Source organism: Spiroplasma endosymbiont of Melieria omissa (assembly GCF_964031175.1).
Lineage (GTDB): Bacteria > Bacillota_I > Bacilli_A > Mycoplasmatales > VBWQ01 > Spiroplasma_E > Spiroplasma_E ixodetis_A.
Genome location: NZ_OZ035012.1, coordinates 248024 through 264976, shown reverse-complemented (window position 1 = coordinate 264976; position 16953 = coordinate 248024). Strand labels below are relative to the sequence as shown.

The 16953-nt window shown below is 23.5% G+C and carries 22 protein-coding genes and 1 pseudogene; 15 read left to right on the top strand and 8 right to left on the bottom strand.

Features of this window, described 5'->3' with window-relative positions:
• Positions 1–97 precede the first annotated feature (97 nt).
• The 3 genes from ACQH26_RS01705 to ACQH26_RS01695 all read right to left on the bottom strand — a co-directional run bounded on the left by ACQH26_RS01705 (position 98) and on the right by ACQH26_RS01695 (position 1642).
• On the bottom strand, positions 98–577 hold the full coding sequence (locus tag ACQH26_RS01705) for a hypothetical protein (RefSeq protein WP_425382665.1): 480 nt from the start codon (positions 575–577) through the stop codon (positions 98–100).
• Positions 578–756: 179 nt separating this feature from the next.
• Positions 757–1371: a ribosome biogenesis GTP-binding protein YihA/YsxC gene (gene yihA, locus ACQH26_RS01700; protein WP_338986744.1), complete on the bottom strand. Its 615-nt coding sequence runs from the start codon at positions 1369–1371 to the stop codon at positions 757–759.
• Positions 1372–1456: 85 nt separating this feature from the next.
• Positions 1457–1642, bottom strand: a complete 186-nt coding sequence (locus ACQH26_RS01695) for a hypothetical protein (RefSeq protein ID WP_425382664.1) — start codon at positions 1640–1642, stop codon at positions 1457–1459.
• Positions 1643–2024: 382 nt separating this feature from the next.
• Between ACQH26_RS01695 and ACQH26_RS01690 the strand changes: the two genes are divergently transcribed.
• The 7 genes and pseudogenes from ACQH26_RS01690 to ACQH26_RS01660 all read left to right on the top strand — a co-directional run bounded on the left by ACQH26_RS01690 (position 2025) and on the right by ACQH26_RS01660 (position 6749).
• The gene (locus ACQH26_RS01690; protein ID WP_425382663.1) at positions 2025–2861 is read left to right on the top strand and encodes a cation-transporting P-type ATPase; all 837 of its coding nucleotides are present in this window, start codon (positions 2025–2027) and stop codon (positions 2859–2861) included.
• Positions 2862–2910: 49 nt separating this feature from the next.
• Complete coding sequence (locus ACQH26_RS01685) at positions 2911–3555, top strand: hypothetical protein (RefSeq protein ID WP_425382662.1); 645 nt, start codon at positions 2911–2913, stop codon at positions 3553–3555.
• A 246-nt stretch (positions 3556–3801) separates the two neighbouring features.
• Positions 3802–4935: pseudogene (locus ACQH26_RS01680) on the top strand (HAD-IC family P-type ATPase); the annotation flags it as partial.
• A 161-nt stretch (positions 4936–5096) separates the two neighbouring features.
• Positions 5097–5339 (top strand): ankyrin repeat domain-containing protein, encoded by a 243-nt coding sequence (locus ACQH26_RS01675; RefSeq protein ID WP_425382661.1) that lies wholly within the window; start codon positions 5097–5099, stop codon positions 5337–5339.
• A 117-nt stretch (positions 5340–5456) separates the two neighbouring features.
• Complete coding sequence (locus ACQH26_RS01670) at positions 5457–5732, top strand: IS630 transposase-related protein (RefSeq protein ID WP_425382660.1); 276 nt, start codon at positions 5457–5459, stop codon at positions 5730–5732.
• 129 nt (positions 5733–5861) lie between these two features.
• Positions 5862–6221, top strand: coding sequence for a helix-turn-helix domain-containing protein (locus ACQH26_RS01665; RefSeq protein WP_425381993.1), 360 nt, complete (start codon positions 5862–5864; stop codon positions 6219–6221).
• Between the two features lie 162 nt (positions 6222–6383).
• Entirely contained in the window at positions 6384–6749 is a 366-nt protein-coding gene (locus ACQH26_RS01660) for a transposase (protein WP_425382659.1), read from the top strand.
• Positions 6750–6848: 99 nt separating this feature from the next.
• Here the strand turns inward: ACQH26_RS01660 and ACQH26_RS01655 are convergent.
• Positions 6849–7638 (bottom strand): IS5 family transposase gene (locus ACQH26_RS01655; protein ID WP_425382012.1). Its coding sequence is split into 2 segments (ribosomal slippage): positions 6849–7376 and positions 7378–7638, totalling 789 coding nucleotides; the frame shifts between segments, so codons are not numbered across the junction.
• A 259-nt stretch (positions 7639–7897) separates the two neighbouring features.
• Between ACQH26_RS01655 and ACQH26_RS01650 the strand changes: the two genes are divergently transcribed.
• The 6 genes from ACQH26_RS01650 (at position 7898) to ACQH26_RS01625 (ending at position 12097) form a co-directional block, all read left to right on the top strand.
• Entirely contained in the window at positions 7898–8104 is a 207-nt protein-coding gene (locus tag ACQH26_RS01650) for an IS630 transposase-related protein (protein WP_425382658.1), read from the top strand.
• A 117-nt stretch (positions 8105–8221) separates the two neighbouring features.
• The gene (locus ACQH26_RS01645) at positions 8222–8581 is read left to right on the top strand and encodes a helix-turn-helix domain-containing protein (protein WP_425381863.1); all 360 of its coding nucleotides are present in this window, start codon (positions 8222–8224) and stop codon (positions 8579–8581) included.
• Positions 8538–9110, top strand: coding sequence for an IS630 family transposase (locus ACQH26_RS01640; RefSeq protein WP_425383063.1), 573 nt, complete (start codon positions 8538–8540; stop codon positions 9108–9110). Before ACQH26_RS01645 ends, ACQH26_RS01640 begins: the two co-directional genes overlap by 44 nt.
• Before the next feature lie 201 nt (positions 9111–9311).
• Positions 9312–9800, top strand: coding sequence for an IS630 family transposase (locus ACQH26_RS01635; RefSeq protein ID WP_425382099.1), 489 nt, complete (start codon positions 9312–9314; stop codon positions 9798–9800).
• A complete protein-coding gene (locus ACQH26_RS01630) occupies positions 9797–10981 on the top strand; it encodes an ankyrin repeat domain-containing protein (RefSeq protein WP_425383062.1) in 1185 nt (394 codons plus the stop codon). The genes ACQH26_RS01635 and ACQH26_RS01630 overlap by 4 nt, the downstream gene beginning before the upstream one ends.
• A gap of 39 nt (positions 10982–11020) precedes the next feature.
• The gene (locus ACQH26_RS01625) at positions 11021–12097 is read left to right on the top strand and encodes a TSUP family transporter (protein ID WP_425382657.1); all 1077 of its coding nucleotides are present in this window, start codon (positions 11021–11023) and stop codon (positions 12095–12097) included.
• A gap of 44 nt (positions 12098–12141) precedes the next feature.
• Here the strand turns inward: ACQH26_RS01625 and ACQH26_RS01620 are convergent, their stop codons facing one another.
• Genes ACQH26_RS01620 through thyA form a run of 3 tightly spaced genes read right to left on the bottom strand, consistent with a single transcriptional unit; the run spans position 12142 to position 14242 of the window.
• Positions 12142–12879: a lysophospholipid acyltransferase family protein gene (locus ACQH26_RS01620; RefSeq protein WP_425382656.1), complete on the bottom strand. Its 738-nt coding sequence runs from the start codon at positions 12877–12879 to the stop codon at positions 12142–12144.
• Positions 12880–12881: 2 nt separating this feature from the next.
• Positions 12882–13373, bottom strand: a complete 492-nt coding sequence (locus ACQH26_RS01615) for a dihydrofolate reductase (RefSeq protein WP_425382655.1) — start codon at positions 13371–13373, stop codon at positions 12882–12884.
• Positions 13373–14242 carry a thymidylate synthase gene (thyA, locus tag ACQH26_RS01610; RefSeq protein WP_425382654.1) on the bottom strand — a complete coding sequence of 290 codons (870 nt, stop codon included), beginning with the start codon at positions 14240–14242 and terminating at the stop codon, positions 13373–13375. Before thyA ends, ACQH26_RS01615 begins: the two co-directional genes overlap by 1 nt.
• 533 nt (positions 14243–14775) lie before the next feature.
• Here thyA and ACQH26_RS01605 point away from each other — a divergent pair.
• Complete coding sequence (locus tag ACQH26_RS01605; RefSeq protein WP_425382653.1) at positions 14776–14988, top strand: hypothetical protein; 213 nt, start codon at positions 14776–14778, stop codon at positions 14986–14988.
• A 52-nt stretch (positions 14989–15040) separates the two neighbouring features.
• On the opposite strand, the gene ACQH26_RS01600 is transcribed toward ACQH26_RS01605, so the two are convergent.
• Complete coding sequence (locus ACQH26_RS01600) at positions 15041–15400, bottom strand: helix-turn-helix domain-containing protein (RefSeq protein WP_425381863.1); 360 nt, start codon at positions 15398–15400, stop codon at positions 15041–15043.
• A 555-nt stretch (positions 15401–15955) separates the two neighbouring features.
• Between ACQH26_RS01600 and ACQH26_RS01595 the strand changes: the two genes are divergently transcribed.
• Positions 15956–16787, top strand: a protein-coding gene (locus ACQH26_RS01595; protein ID WP_425382380.1) for an IS5 family transposase whose coding sequence is annotated in 2 segments (ribosomal slippage) — positions 15956–16225 and positions 16227–16787 — 831 coding nt in all. Because the reading frame shifts where the segments join, the coding sequence is not laid out codon by codon here.
• Positions 16788–16953 lie beyond the last annotated feature (166 nt).

Here is a 16953-nt window from a genome sequence, read left to right as displayed (position 1 = left end):
AAAACACTAAATCCCCAATAACATGATTGGGGATTTATTACCTTAAAAAGTAATATATTTATATTATAACATAGACTACCTTAAATCTAAAAATTAATTATAAACTGGCCATTTTCTTTGATTCTATTTTTACTTCAATTTGTGAATCTATATTATTTATAGCGGTTTTTTTATCTGCAAACTTATCATTGTCAACTTCAATTTGTCTTTGTCTTCTTTGTTTTTCATCAAATTTTTTTGCTGCTTCTTTACCTTCCAAAACACCTAATCCTATACCTAAAGTTGCTCCTGTTCTTGCTCCAGTAACTGCTCCGAAAGTCGCTGCTGCAGTTGTTGACATTCCTGCTACAGCCAATTTAAAACTTAGAGCACCAGCCACAGCAGAAACACCCGCTCCAATAGGAGTAAGTACAGCACCAGCTGCAAGACTAACACCAGTACCAATAGCACCCACTTTTAATATTTTTGCTGCTTTTGGATGTTCTGTTTTAAATTCTTTTCATTTTGTAGGTTTTTGTTCTACATTTTCTTCTGATTTTGCTTCAAGATTTTGTAAAATTTCATTTTTTATAGACATTTCTTTTAATCTTCCTTTCAAATAAAAACTCATTTATTTTTATCAAAATAATGAGTTAAAAACTTATATTAAGTTTAATTATTATTATATTCTATTCTATACTGAATATTGATATTTTTAATAAAAATATACATATTAAACAACTTTTATCTTTTTTTATAGCAACAAATATTATACTATTAAGTTTCTACTTCAACTTCATCAGTATTAACATCATCTGCTAATTTACTAATTACTAAATCAATTCCTTGTTTACTAATACTAGAAAATAAAATAATAGGAGTATTAGTGCTAAGTTTTAAAGTTGATAATATTAATTTTTTATTTTTTACTAATTGACTATTTTTCACTTTATCAACTTTAGTAGCAATTAAATGAATTTTTAAATGATAATGTTGTAAATATTCCAACATATCAATATCATCTTTACTGGGTGCATGTCTTAAATCTAATAATAAAAAAACTGCTTTTAAATTTTTTCGTGACTGAAAATATTCATCCATCATTGTCGCAAATTGGATTTTTTTTTCATTTGATACTTTAGCAAAACCATAGCCAGGAACATCAACAAAGCGACAAATATTATTATTAATTGTAAAAAAATTTAGCATTTGTGTTTTACCAGGTGTTTGTGAAACTCTAGCTAACTTACCATTATTACAAATTGTATTTAAAAATGTTGATTTACCAACATTACTACGACCAACAAAACAAAATTCAGGAATTTCATCCTGCGGCCATTGTTCTTCTTTAATAGCACTAGTTAAAAATTGTGCTTGCTTAATTCGTTCCATTTTTTACCTCTTATTCAAAAATATATTATAGTCAATAGTTAAGATTTAAACTAATTATTATTTATTATTTTAATTTTTATTAATATTAATAAAAATTAGTAAAATGAATATTATCTAATGGTCATATACCAAAACCAAAAAATAATGCAGCCAAAATGATACCACCAACAATAATACAAATAGGAAGTCATTTTATAATTTTAAATAATAACATAAAACTAATAATAGCAATAGCTATTATAATAATACCAACTATTACAAATGTATTCATGTTTACCTCCTATTATTTTAATTATTAAAGTAACAAGTAACATTAATTAATAATAACATAAAATAAATTTGAATATTTTATAGTAATCATCTTTTTCTTAAAATTATATAAATTAAAAAAAGTTATCTTTTTAAAGAGAAACATGTTAAAATGTCAAAGGATAAAGGAGAGTGATATCATGACTGACAGCGATTCCATTTATAATAAGAAAAATAATACTAATTTAAAAATTAGTAATTTTAAAAGTGTACTTTTAAATAAAGATTCAGTCAAATATTCTCCTAGTATTTTTACTAAAAAAATATTTTTTTAGCGTGTTAATAAATTTCTAAATCCTTATTTAAAAGTCTTAAAATAAGAAAAATAAGGAGGTAAAGAAATTATGAAGATTTTTTTAAACAAAATTTATTTTAAATTACAATTTAGTTTTAAAAAACCATTAGTTTACACAAATGGTGATTATATTAAACAAATTGCACAATTTAACCAAAAACAATTACTAAAAAATTTAGATTTACATAATTTTCGTCTTAAAACAGACCAAATTGAAATAAGAAGAAAAAAATATGGTATTAATACTTTAAAAAATACAAAATTTAATTGAATTTTAGAATTTTTAAAAGCATATTTTGGACCATTCAATATAATTTTAGCAATTATTACTATCTATAATTTATTCTCATATTTTACAACAAATGATACTTCAATTTATTCATTGGTTGCCGCTATTATTGTTGGAACTATGATTTTATTAAGTGGAACCCTAATTTACATTCAATCAATACGAGCTTTTTTTATTACTAAACATTTAATAATTTTGGTCAAAAATACAGCTACTGTTATTCGTAATATAAAAATTAATCAAATTACTAAAGAAAACTCAATTAAAATAATTAAACAAGCACAAGAAATAAATGTTAATGAATTATTACCCGGTGATTTAATTCCTGCTGATTTAAAAATTTTATTAAGCAATGATTTATTTATTAATCAATCATCATTAACAGGAGAATCACTACCTGCTGAAAAACACGCTATTAACGATCCTGCATATCAAAACTTATTTGATTTACAAAATATTTGTTTTATGGGAACAAGTGTTGTTTCTGGAAGTGCAATTGCTATTGTTATAGCAACAGCTACTAACACCTACTTCGCTACTATTGCTGATACAATAAATAAACAATGTCCATTAAGTAGTTTTTTCCAAAGGAATTAAACGCGTTACTTTAATGTTAATTTGCTTTATGCTAGTAATGGTACCCATTGTGTTAATTATCAATGGCCTTTTAAAAAACAATTGACCTGCAGCATTTATTTTTTCAATTTCGGTTGCTGTTGGTTTGACTCCTGAAATGCTACCAATGATTGTTACCTCTAATCTAGCGCGAAGTGCTAGTAAAATGAGTAAACAAAAAGTAGTTGTTAAACAACTAGCTGCTATTCAAAATTTAGGTGCAATTGATATTTTATGTACTGATAAAACAGGAACTTTAACTAATGATAATATTGAAGTAGTCAACCATATAACATTGGATAATAAAACAAATAATGACTTAATTAAGTTTATTTATTTAAATAGTTATTTTCAAACAGGAATAAAAAATCCAATGGATAATTCAATACTTGAATTTGGAGAAAAAAACAAATTAAAAAATATAAGTAATTATTATCAAAAAATCGATGAAATTCCTTTTGATTTTAATCGTCGTAAATTAACAGTTGTTTTAGAAGATAAATTAAATAATAAAAAATTAATTTGTAAAGGTGCAATTGAAGAAGTTATTAATACATGTAATCGTATAGTTTATCAAGATAAAGTAATACCATTAAATTCTGATTTAATGAAAATGGTTAATAAAAAAATAACAAAATTAAATGAACAAGGATTACGTGTCTTAGAACCTGTTTAGGATCTTTTTTGATTAATTTTTAATAAAATTTATATTATAATGGTTATTTTATAATAAAAAATAGATTTTTAGTCGATAAGTTTTCAAATGATAAAATCTTTTTAACAAAAAAATGAAAAAGAAAATAAATTATTGGTTAAGTACCTATTTATAAATGATTATTTCTTGTTTTAGTTAAATTCTATTAAAAAGATTCTAAACAGGTTCTTAGGTGTCTCATATGAAGATACAAATCTTACTAATAATAAATATAATGAAACAAACGAAAAAAATTTAATTTTTCTTGGTTTTATAACTTTTCTTGATACACCAAAACCTACAGCAACAAAAATGATCAAATTGCTAAAAACACATGGTGTTGATCTTAAAATATTAACTGGTGATAATGAATTAGTAACAAGAGCAATTTGTAATCGTGTTAATCTAGAAATTAAAGGATTAATTTCTGGTGAACAATTAACTGGCCTAACTGAATATGAATTAAAAAGAATTGTTGAAAATAATAATATTTTTGTTAAACTAAACCCATTACAAAAGGCAAAGATTATTCAAACTTTAAAAAGTAATGATCACGTTGTTGGTTTCATGGGTGATGGTATTAATGATGCTTTAGTATTAAGAAATGCTGATGTTGGAATTTCTGTTGATAATGCTACTGATATTGCAAAAGAAGCATCAGATATCATTTTATTAGAAAAATCATTATTAGTTTTAGAAAAAGGGATTATTGAAGGTCGTCGCATTTTTGGTAATATTTTAAAATATATTAAAATTACGATTGCTTCTAACTTTGGTAATGTCTTTAGTGTGCTAGTAGCATCAGCATGATTTGCTTTTGCACCAATGTCACCAGTACAATTATTATTTCAAAATTTATTATATGATATTTCACAATTTACAATTGCCTTTGATCGTGTTGATCCATCATTTTTATTAAAACCACAACGCTGAAATCCAAAAGGAATGTTACCATTTGCTTTTATTAATGGACCTATAAGTAGCATTTTTGATATCTCTACTTTTGCAATTTTTGGATTTGGATTTGGTGTCTTTGCTAATCCTTCTGCAGAAAATATTAATATGTTCAACTCAGGATGATTTATTGAAGGTTTATTAACACAAACATTAATAGTACAAATGTTTAGAACTGAAAAAATTCCTTTTATTCAAAGTCGTGGTACTTGACCAGTGAATATAATGGCAATTGTTATTTGTACCATTGGATTAAGTTTACCTTATACTTACATTGGTCATCAAATGAATATGGTAGGACCACCACCAGTCTATATTCCAATTGTTTTAGGAATAATCATGACTTATTGTGTGCTAAGTCAATTAATAAAAATGGGATACATTAAAGTATTTAAAAAATGATTATAACGGCTAATTAATATTAACGTTTGCAATTGTAAATAGCAATTATCTATATTTACTATAGAAATAAATCTTATGATATAATTTTTTCAAACTTAATATAAGTTTTTAACCTATTTATTTTAGTTTTAAAATAAATAGGTTTTTTAATTTGATAGGAGAAAAAAATGTCTAATTTAAAAGAAATATCTAAATTAAATACAACTATAAATATTAATAAAAATGAAAAATTAATTAAAGGCGCTAAACATGATGATTTAGAATTGACCCAAACTTTACTAAAAAATAACGCTGATGTTAATTATGTAGATGAACATCATAATAGTCCATTAACAATAGCTGCTGAACATGGTAATTTAAAAATTGTTCAAATTTTATTAAAAAATAACGCTAATATTAACCATATATAGCTAACTAAAGTAATGTTTACTCATAAATAATGTAAAATAATAATATGTAATTTAAACAGTTTTTGAATTTAAAAGTACAATTCAGCAATAATTAAAATAGATTAGGAAGATTAAATTATGCCAAAACCATACAGTGAAGACTTACGAAGAAAAGTAATAGAAGCTTATGAAAGTAAAAATATGAAAATTAAAGAAATTTGTAAAGTGTTCAATATCACTAGAAAGACTTTATTTTTATGAAGAAAAAGAAAAAAAGAAACTGGGCATATAAAACCAATTTTGAATTATCAAAAAGGACATAGCCACAAAATAAAGGATTTAGATGAATTAAAAAATTATTTAGCAGAAAATAAAGATGTTACAGTTCATAGGTCAATTAATAAGCAAATATAGTTTCATTTATAGCTAACTAAAGTAATATTTACTCATAAATAATGTAAAATAATAATATGTAATTTAAACAGTTTTTGAATTTAAAAGTACAATTCAGCAATAATTAAAATAGATTAGGAAGATTAAATTATGCCAAAACCATACAGTGAAGACTTACGAAGAAAAGTAATAGAAGCTTATGAAAGTAAAAATATGAAAATTAAAGAAATTTGTAAAGTGTTCAATATCACTAGAAAGACTTTATTTTTATGAAGAAAAAGAAAAAAAGAAACTGGGCATATAAAACCAATTTTGAATTATCAAAAAGGACATAGCCACAAAATAAAGGATTTAGATGAATTAAAAAATTATTTAGCAGAAAATAAAGATGTTACAGTTCAAAAAGTAATTGATAAATATGGAAATATGACTAAAGAAACAGTTTATAACTATTTTAAAAAACTAAATTATACATATAAAAAAAACTTTTCTATATGAACAAAGAGATAAAAATAAACAAGAAGATTTTTTAAAAGAAATAGCTAAAATAATGAATGAAGATTTAGTATATATTGATGAATCTGGAATTGATGATAATGAATTTATAAATATGGTTGATCTGAAAAAGGTAAAAGATTATTTGATAATAAACCCGCATATAAAATAAAGAGAATGAGTATAATTGGTTCACTAAATAAAGGTAAATTAAAAGCCTTATGAGCATTTGAAGGACATTGCAATAGTAAAATTTTTGAATCATATGTTAAAAATAAACTAATTCCAGTATTAAAGCGTGGACAAATTATAGTTTTAGATAATGCAACGTTTCATAAATCTAAATTAACACAACAATTAATTGAAAATGCTGGATGCAAACTATTATTTCTTCCGCCATATTCTCCTAATTTAAATCCAATTGAACATTTTTGATTTGCTATAAAACATAATATAAGAAAAATATTACCAAATTATTGACCAAATATTAAAAAAGCGATTGATTTTGTTTTTGAAGATATGAGTAAACATTACTTTAGTTAGCTATAAATGATTTTGGTGATGATGCTTTAAGAATGGCTGCTAAAAAGGGATACACAGAAGTAGTTAACGCTTTATTAGCAACAAATAGTAAGAACCTGTTTAGAATCTTTTTAATAAAACTGAAATAAAGGAAAGAACAACCATTTGTAAACTAGTATTTAGTTTTCTTTCACAATTTTTTCATAATCTTCTGTATTTTTCTAATCAAGCAAAGCTTCGTTCTACAATTCATCTTTTTGGTAATACTACAAAAGTATGTAGTTCATTGCGTTTTATAATTTCAACATTTGCATTTATGATTGTTTTGATTTCAGAAGCAAATTTTTCACCAGTATAACCAGCATCTACTATTATTTTTTGAACTGCAGAAAGATTTTCTTTTTCATTTTCAATCATTATTATAGCGCTATTACGATCTGTTTTTTCTGCTGTGGTTATGTAAATTGCATGTGGTAAACCTTGAGAATCAACAATAATATGACGCTTTATTCCTGAAATCTTTTTACCAGCATCATAACCTTTATTTTCAGTAGTATCTGTATTTTTAACACTTTGCGAATCAATTATACAAAAACTAGTTTGTTCTTTGCGATTATTGTTGATACGAACTTTTTTAACCAATTTTTTTTAAAATTAATTGCCATACACTAGCTTCTTTACCGTTATTTTTACTTCAAATTTGAAAATAATAATATACAGTTTGTCATTTTGGAAAATTTTTTGGTAGCATTCTTCATTGACAACCACTTTTTAATACATATAAAATTGCACAAAATACTTCATATAAATCTAAACTTCTTGGTTTTGTTTTCTTTTTGCTATTTTCTAAAATTGATTTTATGTTCTCAAATTGTTCTTTGGTGACATGACTTGGATAATTTTTATGCATAATATATACCTCTGATTTTAAAATATATAATCATTTTACATTATTTTCGAAAAGATTCTAAACAGGTTCTAAGATTATTAATCACAAAAATTGAATTGGTGATACCGCTCTAATATCAGCAGCACAAAATGGGCATGTATAGCTAACTAAAGTAATATTTACTCATAAATAATGTAAAATAATAATATGTAATTTAAACAGTTTTTGAATTTAAAAGTACAATTCAGCAATAATTAAAATAGATTAGGAAGATTAAATTATGCCAAAACCATACAGTGAAGACTTACGAAGAAAAGTAATAGAAGCTTATGAAAGTAAAAATATGAAAATTAAAGAAATTTGTAAAGTGTTCAATATCACTAGAAAGACTTTATTTTTATGAAGAAAAAGAAAAAAAGAAACTGGGCATATAAAACCAATTTTGAATTATCAAAAAGGACATAGCCACAAAATAAAGGATTTATAGCTAACTAAAGTAATATTTACTCATAAATAATGTAAAATAATAATATGTAATTTAAACAGTTTTTGAATTTAAAAGTACAATTCAGCAATAATTAAAATAGATTAGGAAGATTAAATTATGCCAAAACCATACAGTGAAGACTTACGAAGAAAAGTAATAGAAGCTTATGAAAGTAAAAATATGAAAATTAAAGAAATTTGTAAAGTGTTCAATATCACTAGAAAGACTTTATTTTTATGAAGAAAAAGAAAAAAAGAAACTGGGCATATAAAACCAATTTTGAATTATCAAAAAGGACATAGCCACAAAATAAAGGATTTAGATGAATTAAAAAATTATTTAGCAGAAAATAAAGATGTTACAGTTCAAAAAGTAATTGATAAATTTGGAAATATGACTAAAGAAACAGTTTATAACTATTTTAAAAAACTAAATTATACATATAAAAAAAACTTTTCTATATGAACAAAGAGATAAAAATAAACAAGAAGATTTTTTAAAAGAAATAGCTAAAATAATGAATGAAGATTTAGTATATATTGATGAATCTGGAATTGATGATAATGAATTTTATAAATATGGTTGGTCTGAAAAAGGTAAAAGATTATTTGATAATAAACCCGCATATAAAATAAAGAGAATGAGTATAATTGGTTCACTAAATAAAGGTAAATTAAAAGCCTTATGAGCATTTGAAGGACATTGCAATAGTAAAATTTTTGAATCATATGTTAAAAATAAACTAATTCCAGTATTAAAGCGTGGACAAATTATAGTTTTAGATAATGCAACGTTTCATAAATCTAAATTAACACAACAATTAATTGAAAATGCTGGATGCAAACTATTATTTCTTCCGCCATATTCTCCTAATTTAAATCCAATTGAACATTTTTGATTTGCTATAAAACATAATATAAGAAAAATATTACCAAATTATTGACCAAATATTAAAAAAGCGATTGATTTTGTTTTTCAAGATATGAGTAAACATTACTTTAGTTAGCTATAGATGAATTAAAAAATTATTTAGCAGAAAATAAAGATGTTACAGTTCAAAAAGTAATTGATAAATTTGGAAATATGACTAAAGAAACAGTTTATAACTATTTTAAAAAACTAAATTATACATATAAAAAAAACTTTTCTATATGAACAAAGAGATAAAAATAAACAAGAAGATTTTTTAAAAGAAATTGCTAAAATAATGAATGAAGATTTAGTATATATTGATGAATCTGGAATTGATGATAATGAATTTTATAAATATGGTTGATCTGAAAAAGGTAAAAGATTATTTGATAATAAACCCGCATATAAAATAAAGAGAATGAGTATAATTGGTTCACTAAATAAAGGTAAATTAAAAGCCTTATGAGCATTTGAAGGACATTGCAATAGTAAAATTTTTGAATCATATGTTAAAAATAAACTAATTCCAGTATTAAAGCGTGGACAAATTATAGTTTTAGATAATGCAACGTTTCATAAATCTAAATTAACACAACAATTAATTGAAAATGCTGGATGCAAACTATTATTTCTTCCGCCATATTCTCCTAATTTAAATCCAATTGAACATTTTTGATTTGCTATAAAACATAATATAAGAAAAATATTACCAAATTATTGACCAAATATTAAAAAAGCGATTGATTTTGTTTTTCAAGATATGAGTAAATATTACTTTAGTTAGATATAAATACAATTAAAGCTTTATTAAAAAATGATGCTTATATTAATGATACAAATATATTTGGTGATACTGCTCTAATATGATCTACTGAAAACGGATACACAGAAACAGTTAAAGTTTTAATAACAAAAGATAATGACATTAATAATCATGTAAACAACCTTGGTGACTCTGCTTTAATAATAGCCGCCAGAAAAGGTTATTTGGAAATAGTTGAAATTTTACTAGCACATGGTGCTGATATTAATAATATAGATAAAAACAAAAATAGTGCTTTAATATGGGCAGCGAAAGAAGGACATTTAGATGTAGTTAACACTTTAATAAAAAATGGAATTGACCTTAATCATAAAGATAACTTTGGTGATACTGCTTTAACAATATCCACCGAAAATCGACACACAGAAATAATTAATAATTTATTAAAACATAATGCTGATTTTAATTATATAGACAAAAATAAAAACACGTTTTTAATATTAGCTATTGAAAACGGACACACAGAAATAGTTGATACTTTAATTAAAATAAACTCTGATGTAATTCTACATAGAACTAAATTTAATAATACTGCTTTAATAATAGCAACCAGAAACGGACACACAGAAATAGTTGATACTTTAATTAAAATAAACTCTGATGTAATTCTACATAGAACTAAATTTAATAATACTGCTTTAATAATAGCAGCTAAAAATGGACACTTAGATATAGTAAAAATTTTAATAAAGAATGATATTAATATTAATCGCGAAAATAATATTGGTGAAAATGCCTTAATATGAGCTGCCAGAAACGGACACACAGAAGTAGTTAACGCTTTATTAACAAAAAATAGTGATATTATTAATCATAAAACAAAATATGGTAATAATGCTCTAATATGAGCCGCCAAAGAAGGACAACTAGATGTAGTTAACACTTTAATAAAAAATGATATAGATATTACTCATTTAGATGCTAATGGTGATAGTGCTTTAACATGAGCTACTAGAAATGGACATTTAGAAATACAAAATATAATTAATGAATCAAATTATTGAAAAGAACAAATAAATTCTATAGATTTACAAAATCATAATTTACAGAACAAATGTGATAAATCAAATTCTTTAAAAAAAGAAATAAAAAAAATAAAAGATAATAATATTTTTTTGGATTTTTTCATGATAAAATCTTAAATAACATAAAGTAAATCTAAAAGAAAAAAGGACATAACTATGAATAAAAAAACAATATACTATAGTTTATTAATAATTCCTATTTCTTTATTTGTATTATTACTTACTTTATTTTTAACAAATATTTGAAAACCCTCAATTGTTGCTATTATTTTTATTACTATTTTGTTAATAATAGTAGCAATTTTTACATGATATCTTATAAAAAATAGTTATTCACAATTTGATGAAGAACATATCCATAATTTTGAAGATAATTTTAAACAACGATTTTGAAAACTAGGAATAATTGGTTTTATTGCTGATTTTTGTGACACAATTGGTATTGGTTCATTTGCAGTAAGTATTATTTTATTAAAATTAACAAAACAAGTACGTAATGATAAAAAAATTTTAGGAATTATGAATGTTGGTCATAGTATTCCTACTTGCTTAGAAGCAATTATTTTTATTGCTTTAATTCAAGTAGCATGACCAACACTAGTTTCATTAATTTCTGCTGCAACATTAGGTGCCTATTTAGGCGCCATTATCGCAAATAAAATTAAACTTAGTTGATCACAACTATTTATTGGTATTCTATTATTTATTGTTTCAATTATCATGCTTTTAGGTCAAAAACAAATTGGAATTATGCCAACAGCGGGTAATAATAATAGTCTTGATATTTGATGAAAATATTTGGTTGGTATTAGTATATTCTTTATCCTTGGTGCTTTCATGGCATTAGGCATTGGTATTTATGCTCCAGCAATGGCAACTACTTATTTATTAGGTTTTAACGCTGAATGTGCTTTTCCAATTATGATGGGATCTGCAGCTTTTTTAATGCCAGTTGCTGGCACACGTTTTATTAAAGATAAAAACTATGAAATTAAACCAGCAATTGCTTTCACACTAGGTGGATCAATTGGTGTTATTTGTGCTTACTTAAGTGTATTCTTATTATTACAAAATGGTCTTGGCTTAAATAAAGAACAATTTATTAATATCCTACTATGATTAATTATCGTAATAATTTGATATACATCTTCTTCACTAATAATTACATCAGTAAAAAATTTACGTAATTATAAAAAACAAAAATCACATCAGAAATTAATTATTGACTCTTAAACATCATAAAAGGTTGTTAATTAACAACCTTTTATTATTACTACTTAAATTTTATTATTGCTAAAATCATCAATTCCTTTTTTAATAATATTAAATACTTGCTTTGATAATACATCAGTAGATAATTTAATAAATTCACTTGGCTCAATTAGCTTATGAAAAATAAGATGAATATCTTTTTTGCCTTTATATTTTCGCTCAAAAATTTGATAAGAATTAATAATAGTAACAGGAATAATTGGTACATAAGATTGATATGCCATATTAAAAGCACCTGCTTTAAATTCTTGCATTTCTTGTTGATGACTTCTTGTTCCTTCTGGAAAAATCATCATTGTACGCGGAATTCTAATTAATTCCTTTGCTTCTTGAAAAGCCGTAACGGCTGTTCGTGGATTATTACGATCAATAAATAAAACATCAATTAAAAAAATAAATCTTCGTGCCAAATGGCTTTTTTTTAATTCTTCTTTTGCAATAAAACCTAAAGGTGCATATAAACTATAATCATTTACCGATAATACTAATAATGGATCAAAATTTGATTGATGATTGGCAACCATTACACAACCTTTTCTTTTTGGTCAATTCTCAATGTTATGAACGGTTAATTTAATATTATATAATCATTTAATATAACGCACACGTTTTTTCAATCAAATATATCGTTTTGCTTCAGAAACTAAACTTGGGTCTTTTAATACCTTTCTTGTCATTGAACCTGATTTACTATAAGTTTGTAATAAATAAGGTCAAGTTAAAATTGCTTTTCAAATGTTCATTATTATTTTTTTTCCTTTCTTTGATACACATTCGCCACAAATTCTGCAAATTCTGTTGTTTTGATTAATTTAAAATCAGAAAAATTACTAATAGGAAATAAAAGATCACCATTATATAAATTTTTAATGACTGAAACATATAAATAATCAGCATAATCTCATGCCTGCTTATAAATTTCAGCACCACCAATAATACAAATATCTGTTTTTTTATTACCTTGATATTGTTTTAAATATGAAATAATATCATTTGTGAAAGTAATATTATTATCATTTAGAAATTGTTGATAACGTTCTTGATGATTAGTAACAACTATATTGTAACGATTTTTTAATGGTTTGCCAATACTTTCAAAAGTTTTTGAACCCATTAATACATTTTTATTTAAAGTAATGCTCTGAAAATATTCCATTTCTTCTTTAATTTTTCAGGGCAATTTATTATTAAAACCAATTACCTTTTCTTTGGTCATTGCTCAAACTAAAATTACCATTATACTGCAACCTGACCTCTAATCAACGGATATGGATCATATTGTTCTAATTTAAAATCTTCAAATTTAAAATTAAATAAATTAGTAATATTTTTATTAATAACTAAAATTGGTAATGATTTTGGTTTTCTACTTAATTGTTCATTAATTTGTGAAAAATGATTACTATAAATATGAGAATCACCTAAAGTGTGAATAAATTCTCCTAACTGATAGCCACATATTTGTGCTAACATTATTGTTAATAATGCATAAGAAGCAATATTAAAAGGAACTCCTAAAAAAATATCTGCACTACGTTGATATAATTGACAAGATAATTTTTTATCATCAGAAACGTAAAATTGAATTAAAGTATGACATGGTGGTAGTGCCATATTTTTAATTTCTGCAGGATTTCATGCTGATAAAATGTGTCTTCGTGAAAAAGGATTGTTTTTTAAATTTTCTATTAACTCCTGCAACTGATCAACACCATTAAAATTACGTCATTGTCTACCATAAACAGGTCCTAAATCACCAAATTCAAGAGCGAATTGATGATCAGTTTTAATTTTTTCAACAAATTCTTCTAAAGTTTCATTTTGATATTTTTTACTTTCCATAAATTTCTTATAAGGTCACTCATTTCAAATTCTAACATTATTTTTAACTAAATATTCAATATTAGTATCACCAGCAATAAATCATAATAACTCATGAACAATAGAAGCAAAATGAACTTTTTTTGTAGTTAATATGGGAAAACCTTTTTGTAAATCAAAACGCATTTGATAACCAAAAGTAGAAACAGTACCAGTGCCTGTTCTATCAGCTTTTTTATATCCTTTTTCTAAAACATATTGACATAAATCTAAATATTGTTTCATAATCATTACCTCTTTCATAAATCAAATTAAATCAATTATATTTTAACAAAAAATATTTTTTTATCTAAGTTTTAATTTTATTATTTATTTTATATACATATTCAAAAATTTGTAAAATACACTTAATAAATATTTAATTTTTATTATGTCTATGTATAATTAAAATAAAATATCAATATCATATTTCATGTTATTTGAAAGGAAAATTAAATTGAGTCAAAATCAAGTATTTAGTTGAATAGGTGTTATTTCTGGTTCTAGCTTACTTATTTCTTTTATATTACTTTTAATGTTTTTACTAATAAAATTTTTATTATATTATAAACAAAAAAAACAAAGTTAAAAGAATACTTTCTTCAAATGATTTTAGTCAAATCATAGAAACGAAAAAAGAATTAAAAATAAAACTAAGAAAATATTTTAAAGAAATATTTATTAGAGATGTTGATATAAATTTATTTAAAAAATTCCTAAAATCAGAAAATGGAGTTAATAAAAAACCAACAAAAATTGCCTGAAATTTTTTTATAATTTTGACAAGTTCAATATTAGTAAATAAATCCGAAGGAAGAGTTTCTGAAGCAATCAAAAGTATTAAAAATACTTTTGATGAAAGTAAACAAATATTATTAACTTCTGATAAAAATAACTTAGTAACAGATGTAATTTTAAAAGTTATGAATTTAAAAATCAGACCAATCTTAATTGCTAGTAGATCACTAACAAAAATAGATATAGCTAACTAAATCTTCATTCATTATTTTAGCTATTTCTTTTAAAAAATCTTCTTGTTTATTTTTATCTCTTTGTTCATATAGAAAAGTTTTTTTTATATGTATAATTTAGTTTTTTAAAATAGTTATAAACTGTTTCTTTAGTCATATTTCCAAATTTATCAATTACTTTTTGAACTGTAACATCTTTATTTTCTGCTAAATAATTTTTTAATTCATCTAAATCCTTTATTTTGTGGCTATGTCCTTTTTGATAATTCAAAATTGGTTTTATATGCCCAGTTTCTTTTTTTCTTTTTCTTCATAAAAATAAAGTCTTTCTAGTGATATTGAACACTTTACAAATTTCTTTAATTTTCATATTTTTACTTTCATAAGCTTCTATTACTTTTCTTCGTAAGTCTTCACTGTATGGTTTTGGCATAATTTAATCTTCCTAATCTATTTTAATTATTGCTGAATTGTACTTTTAAATTCAAAAACTGTTTAAATTACATATTATTATTTTACATTATTTATGAGTAAATATTACTTTAGTTAGCTATACTAATGGTAATTTCATCATTAATGATGAAAATTTAAGCAAAGAAGAAATCGAAGATTTTTGAAAACAAATTGATAAAGTTAGAAAAGATTTAATAGAAAACAAATACTTATATTTTATTTCAATACTTTCACTTTCAACTGCAACTAATGAACAAATCAAAAATTATTAAACTACACAGATCAGTATAAAATACATAAAAAAGAAACATTATAAAAATAATTTTTTTAAAAAAATTCTTATATTATGTTGCTTTTTAATAGATTTTTTAAATTATATATGTATATAATTAAAATGGAATATTATTAATATCATAATAATTTTCAACAAATATTAATAAGAAACTAAAATAAAATTAATAACTAAGAACCTGTTTAGAATCTTTTCGAAAATAATGTAAAATGATTATATATTTTAAAATCAGAGGTATATATTATGCATAAAAATTATCCAAGTCATGTCACCAAAGAACAATTTGAGAACATAAAATCAATTTTAAAAAATAGCAAAAAGAAAACAAAACCAAGAAGTTTAGATTTATATGAAGTATTTTGTGCAATTTTATATGTATTAAAAAGTGGTTGTCAATGAAGAATGCTACCAAAAAATTTTCCAAAATGACAAACTGTATATTATTATTTTCAAATTTGAAGTAAAAATAACGGTAAAGAAGCTAGTGTATGGCAATTAATTTTAAAAAAAATTGGTTAAAAAAGTTCGTATCAACAATAATCGCAAAGAACAAACTAGTTTTTGTATAATTGATTCGCAAAGTGTTAAAAATACAGATACTACTGAAAATAAAGGTTATGATGCTGGTAAAAAGATTTCAGGAATAAAGCGTCATATTATTGTTGATTCTCAAGGTTTACCACATGCAATTTACATAACCACAGCAGAAAAAACAGATCGTAATAGCGCTATAATAATGATTGAAAATGAAAAAGAAAATCTTTCTGCAGTTCAAAAAATAATAGTAGATGCTGGTTATACTGGTGAAAAATTTGCTTCTGAAATCAAAACAATCATAAATGCAAATGTTGAAATTATAAAACGCAATGAACTACATACTTTTGTAGTATTACCAAAAAGATGAATTGTAGAACGAAGCTTTGCTTGATTAGAAAAATACAGAAGATTATGAAAAAATTGTGAAAGAAAACTAAATACTAGTTTACAAATGGTTGTTCTTTCCTTTATTTCAGTTTTATTAAAAAGATTTTATCATTTGAAAACTTATCGACTAAAAATCTATTTTTTATTATAAAATAACCATTATAATATAAATTTTATTAAAAATTAATCAAAAAAGATTCTAAACAGGTTCTAACACAAAACAAGTAACTATTTAATTAAAAAATTATAATACTAAATTTTTTTATTTTTTTAAACTAATACCCTAAATTATAAATATAAAAGTTATATATTTTTTA